The organism is Xanthomonas sp. NCPPB 1638 (assembly GCF_041475635.2).
GTDB classification, from domain to species: domain Bacteria; phylum Pseudomonadota; class Gammaproteobacteria; order Xanthomonadales; family Xanthomonadaceae; genus Xanthomonas; species Xanthomonas cucurbitae.
In genome coordinates this window covers 549,381-564,420 of sequence record NZ_CM192984.1, presented here as the reverse complement: position 1 = coordinate 564,420, position 15,040 = coordinate 549,381, and the positions used below count along the sequence as shown (strand labels likewise).

Here is a 15,040-nt window from a genome sequence, read left to right as displayed (position 1 = left end):
GAGACGCTGCTGTTTGTTGGGGAACCATTGCGCATGGATATCGGCTACTTCCTGAAGCTGATGACCGAGAAGAATGCCTCGGACATGTTCTTGACCACCGGCGCGCCGGTGTACATCAAGATCGAAGGCAAGCTCTACCCGCTCGGCAATACCGGGTTGCCGCCGGGGATGGTCAAGAAAATCGCTTACTCATTGATGGACGAAGGCCAGGTGCCGCAGTTCGAGCGCGAGCTGGAACTCAACATGGCCATCGCCCTGCCCGATGCCGGCCGCTTCCGCGTGAACGTGTTCAAGCAACGCGGCGAGGTGGGCATGGTGATCCGTGCCATCCGCAGCCGGATCCCGAGCATCGCGGAGCTCAACCTGCCGCAGGTGCTCAAGGACGTCATCATGACCCCGCGCGGGCTGGTGCTGGTGGTGGGTTCGACCGGGTCGGGCAAGTCCACCTCGCTGGCTTCGATGATCGACCACCGCAACAGCACCACCACCGGGCACATCCTCACCATCGAGGACCCTATCGAATACCTGCACAAGCACAAGCTGTCGATCGTGAATCAGCGCGAGGTGGGGCTGGACACGCATGCCTTCCAGAGCGCGCTGAAGAACGCGATGCGCGAGGCGCCGGACGTGATCCTGATCGGCGAGATCCTGGATGCCGAGACCATGGAGGCGGCCATTGCGTTCGCCGAGACCGGCCACCTGTGCCTGGCCACGCTGCACTCCAACAATGCCGACCAGACCATCGAGCGCATCCTCAACTTCTTCCCGGAAAGTGCGCACAAGAACGTGCTGATGAACCTGGCGCTGAACCTGCGCGCGGTGGTGTCGCAGCGCCTGGTCAAGGGCACGGATGGACGTCGCCGGCCGGCGACCGAGGTGCTGCTCAACACGCCGATGATCCGCGACCTGCTACGCCGCGGCCAGGTGCACGAGGTCAAGGCGGCGATGGAAGAGTCGCTGGAAGAAGGCATGCAGACCTTCGACCAGTGCCTGTTCCGGATGGTCAAGTCGGGCGAGATCGAGCAGGAGGAAGCGCTGCGCGCGGCCGATTCGCGCGATGGCCTGGCGCTGAAGTTCCGCCTGTCCGAAGGCGGCTCCGGCGAACACGACCCCTATGCCGACTACGAGGCGGCATCGGCCCCGAAGATCAGTCACGGGTTCATCTGATCGGTTTGGCGGCGAAGATCGGTGATCTTGCGGCGCTTGGGGTCACTGGCTGTTGATGGTCCAGGGCGGACCTGTGGGACAAGCGCCCCTCATCCGGCGCTGCGCGCCACCTTCTCCCGCAAGCGGGAGAAGGAAGATCAGAGGCATGCCGCATTGGCATTTTCCCAACTTACGGGAGAAGTGAAGATCAGAGGCGTGGCGCACTGCCCTTCTCCCGTACCACGGGAGAAGGTGCCCGAAGGGCGGATGAGGGGCCGCAACCTCTGCTCTCACGCCACCGCGTCAGCCTGCAGTTCCGGCCGCGCCGCATCGAACGCCGGCAACGCCAGGCAAGCCTGCTCAATGCGTTGCAAGGTCGGGTACGGCGCCAGATCGACATCGAACCGGTGCGCGTTGTAGAGCTGCGGAATCAACACGCAATCGGCCAGCCCCGGGGTGTCGCCATGGCAGAAGCGCCCGGTGTGCGCATCGCGCGCCAGCTGGGCTTCCAGTGCGGCGAACCCGCACTGCATCCAGTGCCGGGTCCAGTGCAGGCGCTGCGCGGCGTCCTGCGCGAACTCGCGCTCCAGCAGTTGCATGACGCGCAGATTATTGAGCGGATGCACGTCGCAGGCGATGAGTTGGGCCAATGCGCGCACGCGGGCGCGCTCGGCCGGCGCAGATGGCAGCAGCGCGGCGGTGCCTGCGAACGCCTCTTCCAGATACTCCAGAATCGCCAGCGACTGCGCGATCACCACGCTGCCATGGCGTAGCGTGGGCACCAGCTCCTGCGGATTGAGCTGCGCATAGGCCGGCGCATGCTGCTCACCGCCGTCGCGCACCAGATGCACCGGGTGGATGACATGGTCCAGCGCCTTCAACTGCAGCCCGATGCGCACGCGATAGGCCGCACTGGAGCGCCAGTACGAAAACAGCTCCAGGACCGTGTTCATGGGTGGCCGCCGCCCGCAGCCGCAGCCGCCCGCGTCACGGTAGCGGCTGCCGTTCGATGCGCTGCTCGATCGCGCCGAAGAGGCTGCTGCCATCGGCGGCGAACATCTCGATCCGCACCTCGTCGCCGAAGGACATGAACGGCGTACTCGGCTTGCCGTCGCGCAAGGTTTCCACCACGCGCTGTTCGGCGAAACACGAGGCGCCCAGCGTGGTGTCCTGATTGGCGATGGTGCCCGAGCCGACGATGGTGCCGGCCGACAACGGCCGGGTCTTGGCGGCATGCGCCACCAGCTGGGCAAAGTCGAACTGCATGTCGTTGCCGGCCTCCGGCGCCCCGAACCAGGCGCCGTTGATATGCGTCACCAGCGGCAGATGCACCTTGTTGCCGCGCCAGGCATCGCCCAGCTCGTCGGGGGTGACGAACACCGGCGACAGGGCCGAGCGCGGTTTGGACTGCACGAAGCCAAAGCCCTTGGCGAGCTCGGCCGGAATCAGGTTGCGCAGGGAGACATCGTTGACCAGGCCGATCAGCTGGATATGCCCGGCCGCCTGCGCGGTCGAGGCGCCCATCGGCACATCGTCGGTGATGACCACCAGCTCGGCTTCCAGGTCGATGCCGTGGTCTTCGCTGACGACCTTGATGGCATCGCGCGGGCCATAGAATCCGGCGCTGGTGGCCTGGTACATCAGCGGGTCGGTGTAGAAGCTCTCCGGCACCTCGGCATTGCGGGCGCGGCGCACGCGCTCCACATGCGGCAGATAGGCACTGCCATCGACGAACTCGTAGGCGCGCGGCAGCGGCGCGGCCAGCGCCTGCGGGTCCAGGTCGAAGACGCCATCGGCACTGCCGTCTTCGAGCGCGTTGGACAGGGCATTCAGGCGCGGCGCGATGTTGCTCCAGTCTTCCAGCGCACGCTGCAGGGTGGGCGCGATGCCGGTGGCACGCACGGCCTTGCCCAGGTCGCGGGAGACCACGATCAGGCTGCCGTCGCGGCCGCCTTCCTTCAGGGAACCTAGCTTCATGATCTTCCTGTGCAGTAGCGGATCAGCCGATTGTACGACCTGTTGCAACACCCGTTACAGCTGAAACAACTGACTCGCACCCCAACCGCGAAGCGGAACTTTTGTGCAGCGCGCCAATCGCGCGTACACTGGCCGGGTCTGCATGCGGCCGTCCGTTTCCCTTTGGGACCGCCGGCGAGGCCAGGATCGATCGACCCGCTCGCCCGCCCCACCCGACGCCTTTCGTGGTGCCGACAAACCCATCGCTCCTTGATCGGGTTGTTCCACCATCTCGCAGCGCGGTTCACGGGAACGCTCCGAGCCTCACCTTTTTGCATCTGCACTGCGTTTGCGCTCCGGGCCCGGCCTGGTGGCAGCGCTTTACTTGGAGCTTCCTGATGTCGTTTGAATCCCTGGGCCTGGCGCCCTTCCTGCTGCGCGCGTTGGCCGAGCAGGGCTATGAAACCCCCACCCCGATCCAGCAGCAGGCGATTCCGCTGGTGCTGGAAGGTCACGACCTGCTGGCCGGCGCACAGACCGGCACCGGCAAGACCGCCGCGTTCGGCCTGCCGCTGCTGCAGCACCTGGGCACCTCGCCGCAGCCGGTCAATGGCCCGCGCAAGCCGCGCGCGCTGATCCTGACCCCCACCCGCGAGCTGGCCACCCAGGTGCACGACAGCCTGCGCGGCTACAGCAAGTACCTGCGCATTCCCAGCGCGGTGATCTACGGCGGCGTGGGCATGGGCAACCAGCTCGATGCGCTGCGTCGTGGCGTGGACCTGCTGATCGCCTGCCCGGGCCGCCTGATCGACCATATCGAGCGCCGCAGCGTGGACCTGTCCGGCATCGAAGTGCTGATCCTGGACGAAGCCGACCGCATGCTCGACATGGGCTTTTTGCCGTCGATCAAGCGCATCCTGACCAAGCTGCCGCGGCAGAACCGCCAGACCCTGCTGTTCTCGGCGACCTTTGAAGAGAACATCAAGCAGCTGGCGCTGGAGTTCATGCGCAACCCGATGCAGATCCAGGTCACCCCAAGCAACACCGTGGCCGAGAGCATCACCCACCGCGTGCACCCGGTCGATGGCGCGCGCAAGCGCGACCTGCTGCTGCACCTGCTGGCGCAGGACAGCCGCGAGCAGACCCTGGTGTTTGCGCGCACCAAGCACGGCAGCGACAAGCTGGCGCTGTTCCTGGAAAAGTCCGGCATCAAGACCGCAGCGATCCACGGCAACAAGAGCCAGGGCCAGCGCATGCGTGCGCTGAGCGACTTCAAGGCCGGCCGCGTGACCGTGCTGGTGGCCACCGACATCGCCGCGCGCGGCATCGATATCGACCAGTTGCCCAAGGTCATCAACTACGACCTGCCGATGGTGGCCGAAGACTACGTGCACCGCATCGGCCGCACCGGCCGTAACGGCTCCACCGGCGAGGCGATCTCGCTGGTGGCGCAGGACGAAGCCAAGCTGCTGCGCCAGATCGTGCGCATGCTGGGCCGCGACGTGGAGATCCGCGACGTGCCGGGCTACGAGCCGCAGACCCCGATCCGCTGGGGCAATAGCGCGCCGGGCCGTGCCGAACAGCCGGGTGGCGACCGCGCACCGCGCAAGAGCCATGCCCGTCGTCCGCATGGCGATGCACCGCGCCAGGCGCACGCGCATGCCGGCCCGAAGAAGCCGGGTGGGCAGCGCGGCAACGGCCAGCGCCAGGCCAATGCCGGCGCAGGTGCCGGCCGGCGCGATGGTGGGCGTGGCGGCAACGGCCGTCCGGCCAACCGCGGCGCCTGAGCGTTGAGCGTCGGTTGACCACATCGGTTAACCAGCAAGGGCCGCGATGCGGCCCTTGTCCTGTTTGCCGCCGCCTGCCCAGGCCGTTGCGTGATCCGGCGTCGGGCCGGCACCCACCCTTCCTTACCTACTGCTTGCCGAATCATCCTCATGGATATCTTCAAAGTCTTTACGCTCGAAGCCGCCCACCGGCTACCCAACGTGCCGCCCGGCCATAAATGCGCGCGCCTGCATGGGCATTCGTTCCGGGTCGAGCTGCATGTCAGCGGCGAACCGGGGGCGGACACCGGCTGGATCATGGATTTTGGCGATATCAAGGCGGCCTTCCAGCCGATCTACGACCGCCTGGACCACCACTACCTCAATGACATCGAGGGGCTGGAGAATCCGACCAGCGAGCAGTTGGCAATCTGGATCTGGAACCAGCTCAAGCCCGCGCTGCCACAACTGAGCGAGATCGTGGTGCACGAGACCTGCACCTCCGGCTGCCGCTATCGCGGCTGATTTCTTGCGCAGCTGCACCATCCGAAGCCGCCGACCAGGCGGCTTCGTCGTTTTCGAGCTACTTGCAACTCACTGAATCAGAAGCGATTTTTTCGGTGTTTGGGAATATTTCAGAAAACTTGTTGCATCGCAGCAATCCTTGCGTATGCTTCAACGCAACACACGATCACGGCCTTCCCCAAGGGGTTCGCAATGTCGGCGCAGTTCGAAAACAGCTTCACCGGTCAGTTCGCCGCTGCCGCAGCACGTGCCAACCAGTTGGCATTGGACACGCTGGAGCAGAACGTCAACGCGACCACCCGCTTCTTCGGTGAATTCGCGCAGGCGCGCAATCTGGGTGCCTACCAGACGCTCTGGCCCAAGGGCCTGCAACTGGCCCGCGACAACCTGGAACGGCTGGCATCGGCGAACCAGGAAGTGGTCGGGATGGGGTTGAAGATGTCCAGCGAACTTGGGCAATTTGCCCGGCAGCAGTTCGAAACCGGCAGTGACCAGGCCGGCGCAGCAGGCAAGACCCGGCGCAAGTAACGGCCAACAACATTCAGCGTCTTTGCATGGGTCCCTCCCCCCATGCAATCCGGCCCGACAGATCCCTCCCTCTGTCGGGCTTTTTTATGGATTGCCGTCGGGCATCTTCGATGCCCGGGCATGTGGTGTGAGGATGCAGTGGGGGCATGCAGGCGGCCGCAATGCGCGTACCCCAGCCGGCCGCACGGCAACGACGGCGCAACGTCCAGTTGCCGAAAGCGCACGCGACGCGGTCAGGCACCGCACCGGTCACAGCGACATGTCGCGATGACTGCCGCAGGCTAGGCCGGCAGCTGCAGGCCTTGCGCCTGGCTGGCGGCATCGGCACCGGGTCGCCAGCGGATCCGCCCCCAACACGGCATTGCCAGCCGCTGGCCGAGCATGGCGATGTTCTCTTCAACCCGCTCCATCTGCGGATCCACCTCGTTGGCGATCCAGCCGACGCAGTCCAGCCCGTCGGCGGCGATGGCGGCGGCGCTCAAGCGCGCGTGGTTGATGCAGCCCAGCCGTACACCCACCACCAGCACCACCGGCAACTGCAGCGCACGCACCAGATCGGCCTGATCCAGATCCGCGCTCAGCGGCGCGGCCCAGCCGCCGACGCCTTCGACCACCACCATCTGCGCCTGCGCGCGCAGCTGCGCGAACGCGTGGACGATCGGCGCCAGCGACAGGGTCACGCCGACATCTGCGGCTGCCAATTCCGGCGCCAGTGGCGCAGGCAAGGCGTAGGGATTGAGCGTGGCGTACTCCGGCTGCGGATCGCTGGCCGCCTGCAGCGCCAGCGCGTCCTCGTTGCGCCACCCCTGCAGCGTGCGCGCACAGCCGCTGGCGACTGGCTTCATGCCCACTGCGGTGTGGCCGCGTGCGCGCAAGGCATGCAGCACCGCGGTGCTGGCCATGGTCTTGCCGATACCGGTGTCGGTGCCGGTGACGTAGAACGCCGGGTACTGCATGCGCCTGATCCTGCGGCCGCGCCGCCATTGCCGTGAGGGCGCGCAGCATAACGCGGGTCTGGGCGGCGGAATCGGGAATCGGGAATCGGGATTCGGGATTCGGGATTCGGGATTCGGGATTCGGGAGGCGGGAGGCGGGAGGCGGGAGGCGGATCTGGATCTGGATCTGGATCTGGATCGTCAGCCTTTGACATGCTTGCCCGGGTGGCGATGCCGCTGGAAAACAGTGTCCGCCGCTGCCGCGCAGAGCCAGCGCCACCGTCGCAACGCCGCGGCAGACCGCCGCTGCTAGACTTCGCGCATGTTCGCTACCTCATCGCTGACCGGCAGCAAGCCGGAACAATACGCCCAGCTCACCGCCCAGGCCCAGGCCCTGGTGCACGGCGAGCAGGACCGGATCGCCAATGCCGCCAACCTGGCCGCACTGATCTTCAACTCGCTTCCCGCACTCAACTGGGCCGGCTTCTACCTCTACGACGGCCGCGAGCTGGTGGTGGGGCCGTTCCAAGGCCTGCCGGCATGCGTGCGCATTCCGCTGGACAAGGGTGTTTGCGGCGCAGCCGCCACTACCCGACAGACCCAGCGTATTGCCGACGTGGACGCATTCCCGGGGCATATCGCCTGCGATTCGGCCTCGCGCTCAGAACTGGTGATTCCCTTGGTCAAGGGCGATGCGTTGATCGGCGTGCTGGATCTGGACAGTCCGCACCTAGACCGATTCGATGCAGACGACCAGCGCGGCCTGGAAGCGATTGCGCAGGTCTTCGTCGGCGCATTGACGTGACCACCGAGCGGCTGCGCAACATCGGCCCCAAGAGCGCGGCCTGGCTGCGCCAGGTCGGCTTGCGCACGCAGCAGGATCTGCAGGCGGTGGGTGCGGTGGGCGCCTTCGTCAAGGTGCGCCGTGCCGGATTCAAGCCCAGCCTCAACCTGCTGTATTCGCTGGAAGGGGCACTGGCGGACTGCCATTGGCAAGAGGTTCCCGAAGCGCGCCGACATGCCTTGCTGGCCGAATATGAAGCCGCCAGCGCACTGCTGCCGGTGCGCGGCCGCGCGGTCGGTGGGCCGGTGGAGACCGTGCACTACGCGCGTACCGACAACGACGGCCTGCACGACGATGCAGGCGACCTGCGCGATGACGATACGGGGATGGACACCGCGCGCGGCGACTGAACGCGAGTGGGCTGGTGCGGCTGGCAAGTTGCATTGCGATCGAGATGTGCCGGCAGTGCGTCAGCGCAGCGCCAGCAGCTCGCGCATGTCATCGACGATGGCCACCGCACCGGAGGTCTGCGGATCGAAGCCGCGCAGATAGCCGTAACGCACCATCGCCAACGGCATGCCGGCGGCATTTGCCGCTGCCGCATCGGTGCCCGAATCACCGACCATCAGGCAGTGCTGCGGTGGGAGCTGGAACTGCCTGGCCAGGTGCAGCAGCGGTGTCGGATCGGGCTTGCGTTGCGGCAGGGAATCGCCGCCGAGCACGGCACTGAACAGCGCGGCGATGCCCAGGTGCTCCAGCAAGGGAGCGATGAAGCGCGAGGGCTTGTTGGTGCACAGCGCCAACGTTGCACCGGCATCGCGCAGGCCGTGCACTGCCTCCCCAACGCCGGGATACAACTGCGGGTTGTGCAGCAGGCTGGCGGCGTAGTGCCGCATCATCACCGGCATCTCCGCTGCAGCATCACGGGTGCCGCCGGCTTCGCGCAATGCCGTGGCCAGCAATACCTGTACACCCTCGCCGATCCAGCTGCGGATGGTGGATTGGCTGAACTGCTGCAGCCCCAATTCCTGCAAGGTGGCGTTGAGCGCCTCGCCGATGTCGGGCGCGCTGTCTACCAGGGTGCCGTCCAGATCGAAGATCACCAGCGGATACGCAAACATGCACATGGCCTCGTACAGGGAACATGTCAGTGTACGCAGTGCCGGATTCACGCCAGGTCGGTGCATGCACGGCCTTGTCCGCTCGTGCACTGATGCAACGCCTGCATGGCAGCGCTCACTGCCCTACGCCTGCGGCACCTCGCCAAACAATTGCCCCTGCACCGCGCCTTCTTCGGCAGCACTGAAACCACCCAATCCAACGCCGACCAGGCGGTAACGCGTCTCGGCCGGCAGCTCCACGCGCCGTGTCAGCGCCAAGGCGATCTGCGCCAGTGCGTCCAGTGAGGCAGGCGGCTGCTCCGGCGTGTGCGAGCGCGTGAGGATGCGAAAATGCGAGGTCTTCAACTTCAGCACCACTGTACGCCCGATGCGTTCGGTGCGACGTGTGGCCAGCCAGGTCTTCTCGGCCAGGCGCAGGATGTGCGGGTCGAGTGCATCGAGGGCAAGGTCTTCGCTGAAGGTGTCTTCCGAAGACACCGACTGCACTTCCTGGTCCGGCTCCACCGGGCGTTCGTCGATGCCGCGCGCGCGACGGTACAGACTGTGACCGAAACTACCGAACTGCGCCTGCAATTCTTCCAACGGACGCTGGCGCAGATCGGCGACGGTGACGATGCCCAGCGCTGCCAGCTTGGCATCCATCACCTTGCCCACACCGGGAATGCGGTTGACCTTGAGCGGAAGCAGGAAGGCGTCCACCCGACTGGGGGCGATGACGAACTGACCATCGGGCTTGCGCCAGTCCGAAGCGATCTTGGCCAGGAACTTGTTCGGCGCGATGCCGGCCGAGGCGGTGAGCCGGGTTTCCTCGCGGATCTGGCTGCGGATCAGCTGCGCGATCTCGGTGGCCAGCTGCATGCCGGTCTTGGCTTGCGTGACATCCAGATACGCCTCGTCCAGCGACAAGGGCTCGACCAGATCCGTGTGCCGATGGAAGATCTCGCGCACCTGCCGCGACACCGCCTTGTAGCGCGCAAAATCCGGCGGCACGAACACTGCATCCGGGCACAGCCGCTCGGCGCGCAGGGCCGGCATGGCCGAGCGGATGCCGAAGGTACGCGCTTCGTAGGATGCCGCGCACACCACCGAACGCGCGCCGCGCCAGGCCACCACCACCGGCTTGCCGCGCAGGCCCGGATCGTCACGCTGTTCGACGGACGCATAGAACGCATCCATGTCCACGTGCACGATCTTGCGCATCAAGCTGGGGTCTCTCCACTGGGAGTGGCTCATGATAGAGCAGCGGCATCTCACACCTTGAGCACGGGCGTCGCACGCGCATGACGGCCAGGCCGCTGCCAAGCGGACACGACCGCCGCCGGCCGCGCTTGCGCAGCTGCCCTATGGGCCCTGCGACCGGCTAACCCCAGTGTGGCGAGGTGGCACCGCCTGGCCCGCTCCGGATCCCGTCCAGGCGCCGGTGTCGCGGCAGTGCGCACCAGGCCAATGACTGAAAACAGAACGCCTGCGTACGGATAAAACGTTTGATTGAACTGCGCGGCCTCATGCACCCTTGCCGGCCTCGACTCTCGCTCCTTGCAGGACACTGTTCGTCATGACTCGTCAAAGTGCGTATTCGCGCGACCAATTGCTGGCCAGCGCGCGTGGGGAATTGTTTGGACCCGACAGCGGCCGGTTGCCGAATGACCCGATGTTGATGTTCGACCGCATCACCGAGATCAACGACACCGGTGGTACGCATGGCAAGGGCGTGATCCGTGCCGAACTGGACGTGCGCCCGGACCTGTGGTTCTTCGGCTGCCACTTCATCGGCGACCCGGTGATGCCCGGCTGCCTGGGCCTGGACGCGATGTGGCAGCTGACCGGCTTTTTCCTGACCTGGCTCGGCGCCTCCGGCCGTGGCCGCGCGCTGGGCTGCGGCGAAGTCAAGTTCACCGGACAGGTGCTGCCCACCGCCTCCCTGGTGACCTACGAGATCGATGTCAGCCGCGTCATCAACCGCAAGCTGGTGATGGCGCAGACCGATGCACGCATGCTGGTGGATGGGCGCGAGATCTACACCGCCAAGGACCTGCGCGTGGGCATGTTCACTTCCACGGAGAGCTTCTGATGCGTCGCGTTGTCGTTACCGGAATGGGCATCAATTCGTGTCTGGGCAATGACCTGGACACCGTCTCCACCGCACTGCGCGAGAGCCGTTCCGGCATCACCGCCCTGCCCGATCATGCCCAGGCCGGCCTGCGCAGCCAGGTTGGCGGCGCCGTGGCGCTAGACCTGGAGGCGTTGATCGACCGCAAGCTCAAACGCTTCATGGGCGATGCCTCGGCGTATGCGTATCTGGCCATGCGCGATGCGATCGCCGATGCCGGCCTGAGCGCCGACCAGGTCAGCAACGTGCGCACCGGCGTGATTGCCGGTTCCGGCGGCGGCTCCAGCCAATGGCAGGTGGAAACCGCCGATCTGCTGCGCGCGCGTGGTGTGCGCAAGGTGGGCCCCTACATGGTGCCGCGCACGATGTGCTCGGCGGTGTCCGCCTCGCTGGCCACCGCGTTCAAGATCCGCGGCCTGAGCTACTCGCTCTCGGCGGCCTGCGCGACCTCGGCGCATTGCATCGGTGCGGCCGCCGATCTGATCCGCCACGGCGCGCAGGACGTGATGTTCGCCGGTGCCGGCGAAGAACTGCACTGGACCATGAGCGTGATGTTCGATGCGATGGGCGCACTGTCCACCGGCTTCAACGACCGCCCCACGGTGGCCTCGCGCCCCTACGATGCGCAGCGCGACGGATTCGTCATCGGCAGTGGCGGCGGCATGTTGGTGCTGGAGGATTACGACCACGCCGTTGCGCGTGGCGCACGCATCCATGCCGAGTTGATCGGCTACGGCGTGACCTCCGATGGCGCGGACATGGTCGCGCCCAGCGGCGAAGGCGCGGTGCGCTGCATGCGCATGGCCATGCAAGCCCTGGATCGCCCGATCGATTACCTCAACACCCATGGCACCTCCACGCCGCTGGGCGACGTCACCGAACTGGGCGCCGTGCGCGAGGTATTCGGCGACCACGTGCCGCCGCTGTCCTCGACCAAGGCGCTATCGGGTCACTCGCTGGGGTCGGCCAGCGTGCACGAGGCGATCTACTGCCTGCTCATGCTGCGCGACGGCTTCATGGCCGGTTCGGCGCATATCGACGAACTCGATCCGCGTGCCGAAGGCTTCCCCATCCTGCGGCAGACGCAGGACGCGCGCTTGAACACGGTGATGTCCAACAGCTTCGGCTTTGGCGGCACCAATGGCACGCTGGTATTCGGCCGGGTGTGAGGACCGAAGCGGATGCTGGGCAAGCACCTGTTTGCATGCCCGACACTGCCTATCGATCGCGCTCGCGCTTGACGTCGACGCTGGCAACGGCCGACGGTTTTCAGCGTCGACCCTCTCCAGCGATGCCCTGTTGTCCTGACCAACGACCTGCGTGAGCCGCCCCTGGCGGCGGGCAGGATGCATCCCTCGCCGTGGCAAGTACAACGCTGCTACGGGCGAGGAGATCATGAGCAGGCTCACGCGACCGTCGTTGCGCGTGATCTATGACTTCGTCATCCCCACGGTGGAAACGTCCCGTCTCACCTTGCGAGAAGTGCGGGTAGGAGCGCGATCTCGGCGGGATTGACACACGCCATGCCGCGCGCTTTGCACAGGCCGCTTGCCAGGTCTAGGCTAAGGCCATCTTCGGCCGGCAGAGAAGCGTTGGTCGCCTTCACCGCTTCATAAGGATGCACCGTGTCCAGGTTGCTACGACTCCTCGTTCTGTCGTTGTCATTGGTCTGCGCCAGCTGCGGCGGCGTGTCGTTGCCTGCGCCTGCGCAGCAGTCGGCGTACCCGCTGCGCGCGTATTTTCCCGATCCCAAGGCACAGGCGCTGGCGCTGGCCGCCGAACATGGCAACGTCGAGGAAGTGCGCCGGTTGATGAAAGAGGAGCATGTCGATCCCGATGTGACCTTCTCTACTGAGGGAGAGCCACTACTGATGTGGCCGATCCTCACGCAGAAACCTCAAGGCCTACGTGCAATGCTAGAAAACGGAGCCAACCCAAATGCACGCAAGCCAGATCAAATTGTTAAAACATACAAGGACGGGAGCGTAGGCCGCTATTTTAGAGGCTCATCGCGGATTCGTGTGGGTGCCTTGAGGCCCCTGAATCTGCGTTGAGCCTTGGAAACAGGCCCTTTCCACCGTCCCAGAAGGTGGTACATCCTGTGCTGACTTCTTGACGCGGTGTTCTGCATGAAAACGGGCCGTCGGCTGAGTGAGTTGTTTTCCTTCCCTGGCTTTGCGGCGGGGTCCACGCTCAAGGGCGTGTTCGGCGCCCCGAAGGCGCGGATCGTGACCTTGCGGCGCCGAAAAAAACGGCCGTGTGTTCCAACTGTGGCCATCGGTGTCGCAGCCGCTACGACAAGCGCCTGTGCCGCGCCCGCGACTTGCGGGCGGCCGGCTGGATGCTGTTCGTGGAGTTCGAGCGCTGGCGGGTCGATTGCCCGGGGTGCGGCGGCGTGCACGTAGAGCGGCTGGACTGGCTGGCCAAGAATCCGCGCTACACCGAGCGATTCGCCCTGCATGTGGGCAATCTGTGCCGAAGCATGACGCACAAGGCCGTGGCTGAGCTGGAGCGCCTGCACGACAGCACGGTCAAGGAGCTGTCCAAGCTGTACATGGCCGAGCAGGTGCGCCGGGCGGGGACGCCGGCGCCGCGCGCCATCGGCATCGACGAGATCGCGATCCACAAGGGCCATGACTACCGCGTTGTGGTCAGCGATCTGGAGCGCGGCCGACCGATCTGGTTCGGCGGCAGTGGGCGCACCGAGGCGGACATCGACCAGTTCTTCGCCGAATTGGGCCCAAAACGTAGCGCCGGCATCGACGTGGCGGTGATGGACATGTGGCGGCCGTTTCGCAACTCGGTGGGCAAGAACGTGCCCAACGCCAGCATCGTGTTCGACAAATTCCACATCATGCGCCACCTGTCCGACGCGCTCGATCAGGTGCGGCGCGACGAGTACAAGCGCCTTCAAGGCCAGGATCGCAGTTACATCAAGGGCCAGCGTTACACCCTGCTGAGCAATCGCGAAAACCTCACCCTGGACGGTCGAAAGGCGCTCGCCAAGTTGCTGGCGGCCAACAAACGTCTGAACACGGCGTACCTGCTGAAAGAGTCCTTCGGACAGCTGTGGAGCTACCGCACCGAGCGTGGTGCACGGGAGTTCTTCGAACGCTGGAAGCAGAGTCTGCGCTGGCAGCGGCTTGCGCCCTACCAGACGTTCGTGGGGATGATCGAGCGGCACTGGGACGGCATCGCGGCGTACTGCAGGCCGGAGAACAAGGTCAGCCTCGGCCTGGTGGAAGGGCTCAACAACAAGATCCGGGTCATCCAGCGCAGCGCCTACGGCTATCGCGACGAGGAGTTCCTGAGGCTCAAGATCATCGCCAGCTTCCTGCCCGCGCTACCCGAAAATGCTCGATTGCACCCACAGTGATCCGCGAAGACCCATTTTAGAAGCGATAATGCAATGGTATGGGCTGCCAAGCAGGATGATCGTAAGCGTCCGCCAACCTCACCTATACAAGCAGCCAGCAGCCCGTTGGGATATCGCGTTCTTCCCAACGGATCTCCCCGATGTCTTCAAAGCACGATGATTGGTCCCACCGCATTGCTGCCTGGTCCGCCAGCGGCGCCACGCCATCGGCGTGGTGCCGCGAGCACAGTGTCTCGTTGAGCAGCTTCACCTACTGGCGCGGCAAACTTGCAGCGTCCGCAGCGCCTGCAGCACTTCCAGCCACACTACCGCTGCACATCACCCCCGCCGTTCCCACGACCAGCGTGGAGATCCGTCTCGCCGGTGGCATCAGCCTCAGCGTGGCGGCCGGTGATCCGGGCTGGCTTGCGCGTCTGCTGCGCGAGCTTGGTGCATGCTGAGCGTGTCGGCGTGGCATCTTGTCACCGCCCCGGTGGATCTGCGCTGTGGCATGGACCGGCTCTTGCTGCAGATGCAGTCACTGCTGGATCGCCCCGTGGCCGAGGGCGAGGCCTACGTCGTCGTCAATCGCGCGCGTAGCCGCCTCAAGGTGCTGTGCGTTGATCGTCATGGTGTCTGGCTGTGCGCGCGCCGGCTGCATCAGGGACACTTCATCTGGCCGCGTGTGGGCGATACCGCGTGGACCTTGAGCGCTGAGCAGTGGGCCTGGCTGTGTGCAGGCGTGGACTGGCAGCGATTGTCCATTGCACCAATGGCAGGTGTGCGGCAGCTGTAACCCATGGCATCGTGGCGG

The 15,040-nt window shown here is 65.6% G+C and carries 17 protein-coding genes; 12 read left to right on the top strand and 5 right to left on the bottom strand.

Features of this window, described 5'->3' with window-relative positions:
• Positions 1-33: 33 nt before the first annotated feature.
• Positions 34-1,167, top strand: a complete 1,134-nt coding sequence (locus ACCQ13_RS02325) for a PilT/PilU family type 4a pilus ATPase (RefSeq protein ID WP_104602238.1) — start codon at positions 34-36, stop codon at positions 1,165-1,167.
• A gap of 269 nt (positions 1,168-1,436) precedes the next feature.
• Here the strand turns inward: ACCQ13_RS02325 and maiA are convergent, their stop codons facing one another.
• Both maiA and ACCQ13_RS02315 read right to left on the bottom strand, forming a co-directional pair.
• On the bottom strand, positions 1,437-2,099 hold the full coding sequence (gene maiA / locus ACCQ13_RS02320) for a maleylacetoacetate isomerase (protein ID WP_104602237.1): 663 nt from the start codon (positions 2,097-2,099) through the stop codon (positions 1,437-1,439).
• A gap of 34 nt (positions 2,100-2,133) precedes the next feature.
• Positions 2,134-3,123, bottom strand: coding sequence for a fumarylacetoacetate hydrolase family protein (locus ACCQ13_RS02315; protein WP_104602236.1), 990 nt, complete (start codon positions 3,121-3,123; stop codon positions 2,134-2,136).
• 377 nt (positions 3,124-3,500) lie between these two features.
• Here ACCQ13_RS02315 and ACCQ13_RS02310 point away from each other — a divergent pair, with 377 nt between their 5' ends.
• The 3 genes from ACCQ13_RS02310 (at position 3,501) to ACCQ13_RS02300 (ending at position 5,921) form a co-directional block, all read left to right on the top strand.
• On the top strand, positions 3,501-4,889 hold the full coding sequence (locus ACCQ13_RS02310; protein ID WP_104602235.1) for a DEAD/DEAH box helicase: 1,389 nt from the start codon (positions 3,501-3,503) through the stop codon (positions 4,887-4,889).
• A gap of 150 nt (positions 4,890-5,039) precedes the next feature.
• Entirely contained in the window at positions 5,040-5,393 is a 354-nt protein-coding gene (gene queD / locus ACCQ13_RS02305) for a 6-carboxytetrahydropterin synthase QueD (protein ID WP_104602234.1), read from the top strand.
• A gap of 192 nt (positions 5,394-5,585) precedes the next feature.
• On the top strand, positions 5,586-5,921 hold the full coding sequence (locus tag ACCQ13_RS02300) for a phasin family protein (RefSeq protein ID WP_104602233.1): 336 nt from the start codon (positions 5,586-5,588) through the stop codon (positions 5,919-5,921).
• A gap of 281 nt (positions 5,922-6,202) precedes the next feature.
• Here the strand turns inward: ACCQ13_RS02300 and bioD are convergent, their stop codons facing one another.
• Positions 6,203-6,877, bottom strand: coding sequence for a dethiobiotin synthase (bioD, locus tag ACCQ13_RS02295; protein WP_159406556.1), 675 nt, complete (start codon positions 6,875-6,877; stop codon positions 6,203-6,205).
• Between the two features lie 301 nt (positions 6,878-7,178).
• Between bioD and msrC the strand changes: the two genes are divergently transcribed.
• Both msrC and ACCQ13_RS02285 read left to right on the top strand, forming a co-directional pair.
• On the top strand, positions 7,179-7,661 hold the full coding sequence (gene msrC, locus ACCQ13_RS02290; protein WP_104602231.1) for a free L-methionine (R)-S-oxide reductase MsrC: 483 nt from the start codon (positions 7,179-7,181) through the stop codon (positions 7,659-7,661).
• On the top strand, positions 7,658-8,050 hold the full coding sequence (locus tag ACCQ13_RS02285; RefSeq protein WP_159406555.1) for a TfoX/Sxy family protein: 393 nt from the start codon (positions 7,658-7,660) through the stop codon (positions 8,048-8,050). The genes msrC and ACCQ13_RS02285 overlap by 4 nt, the downstream gene beginning before the upstream one ends.
• A 60-nt stretch (positions 8,051-8,110) precedes the next feature.
• Here the strand turns inward: ACCQ13_RS02285 and gph are convergent, their stop codons facing one another.
• Together gph and dinB are read right to left on the bottom strand one after the other, a co-directional pair.
• A complete protein-coding gene (gene gph / locus ACCQ13_RS02280; protein ID WP_159406554.1) occupies positions 8,111-8,761 on the bottom strand; it encodes a phosphoglycolate phosphatase in 651 nt (216 codons plus the stop codon).
• A gap of 123 nt (positions 8,762-8,884) precedes the next feature.
• Positions 8,885-9,961 (bottom strand): DNA polymerase IV, encoded by a 1,077-nt coding sequence (gene dinB, locus ACCQ13_RS02275; RefSeq protein WP_159407912.1) that lies wholly within the window; start codon positions 9,959-9,961, stop codon positions 8,885-8,887.
• A gap of 355 nt (positions 9,962-10,316) precedes the next feature.
• Here dinB and fabA point away from each other — a divergent pair, with 355 nt between their 5' ends.
• The 6 genes from fabA to tnpB all read left to right on the top strand — a co-directional run bounded on the left by fabA (position 10,317) and on the right by tnpB (position 15,022).
• Complete coding sequence (gene fabA, locus ACCQ13_RS02270) at positions 10,317-10,832, top strand: 3-hydroxyacyl-[acyl-carrier-protein] dehydratase FabA (RefSeq protein ID WP_104602229.1); 516 nt, start codon at positions 10,317-10,319, stop codon at positions 10,830-10,832.
• Positions 10,832-12,040: a beta-ketoacyl-ACP synthase I gene (gene fabB / locus ACCQ13_RS02265; protein ID WP_104602228.1), complete on the top strand. Its 1,209-nt coding sequence runs from the start codon at positions 10,832-10,834 to the stop codon at positions 12,038-12,040. The genes fabA and fabB overlap by 1 nt, the downstream gene beginning before the upstream one ends.
• A gap of 456 nt (positions 12,041-12,496) precedes the next feature.
• On the top strand, positions 12,497-12,925 hold the full coding sequence (locus tag ACCQ13_RS02260; RefSeq protein ID WP_338000519.1) for an ankyrin repeat domain-containing protein: 429 nt from the start codon (positions 12,497-12,499) through the stop codon (positions 12,923-12,925).
• Positions 12,926-13,128: 203 nt separating this feature from the next.
• Positions 13,129-14,247: an ISL3 family transposase gene (locus tag ACCQ13_RS02255; protein WP_159407655.1), complete on the top strand. Its 1,119-nt coding sequence runs from the start codon at positions 13,129-13,131 to the stop codon at positions 14,245-14,247.
• 140 nt (positions 14,248-14,387) lie between these two features.
• Entirely contained in the window at positions 14,388-14,687 is a 300-nt protein-coding gene (gene tnpA, locus ACCQ13_RS02250) for an IS66 family insertion sequence element accessory protein TnpA (RefSeq protein WP_146090374.1), read from the top strand.
• Positions 14,681-15,022: an IS66 family insertion sequence element accessory protein TnpB gene (gene tnpB / locus ACCQ13_RS02245; RefSeq protein WP_104605767.1), complete on the top strand. Its 342-nt coding sequence runs from the start codon at positions 14,681-14,683 to the stop codon at positions 15,020-15,022. The genes tnpA and tnpB overlap by 7 nt, the downstream gene beginning before the upstream one ends.
• Positions 15,023-15,040 lie beyond the last annotated feature (18 nt).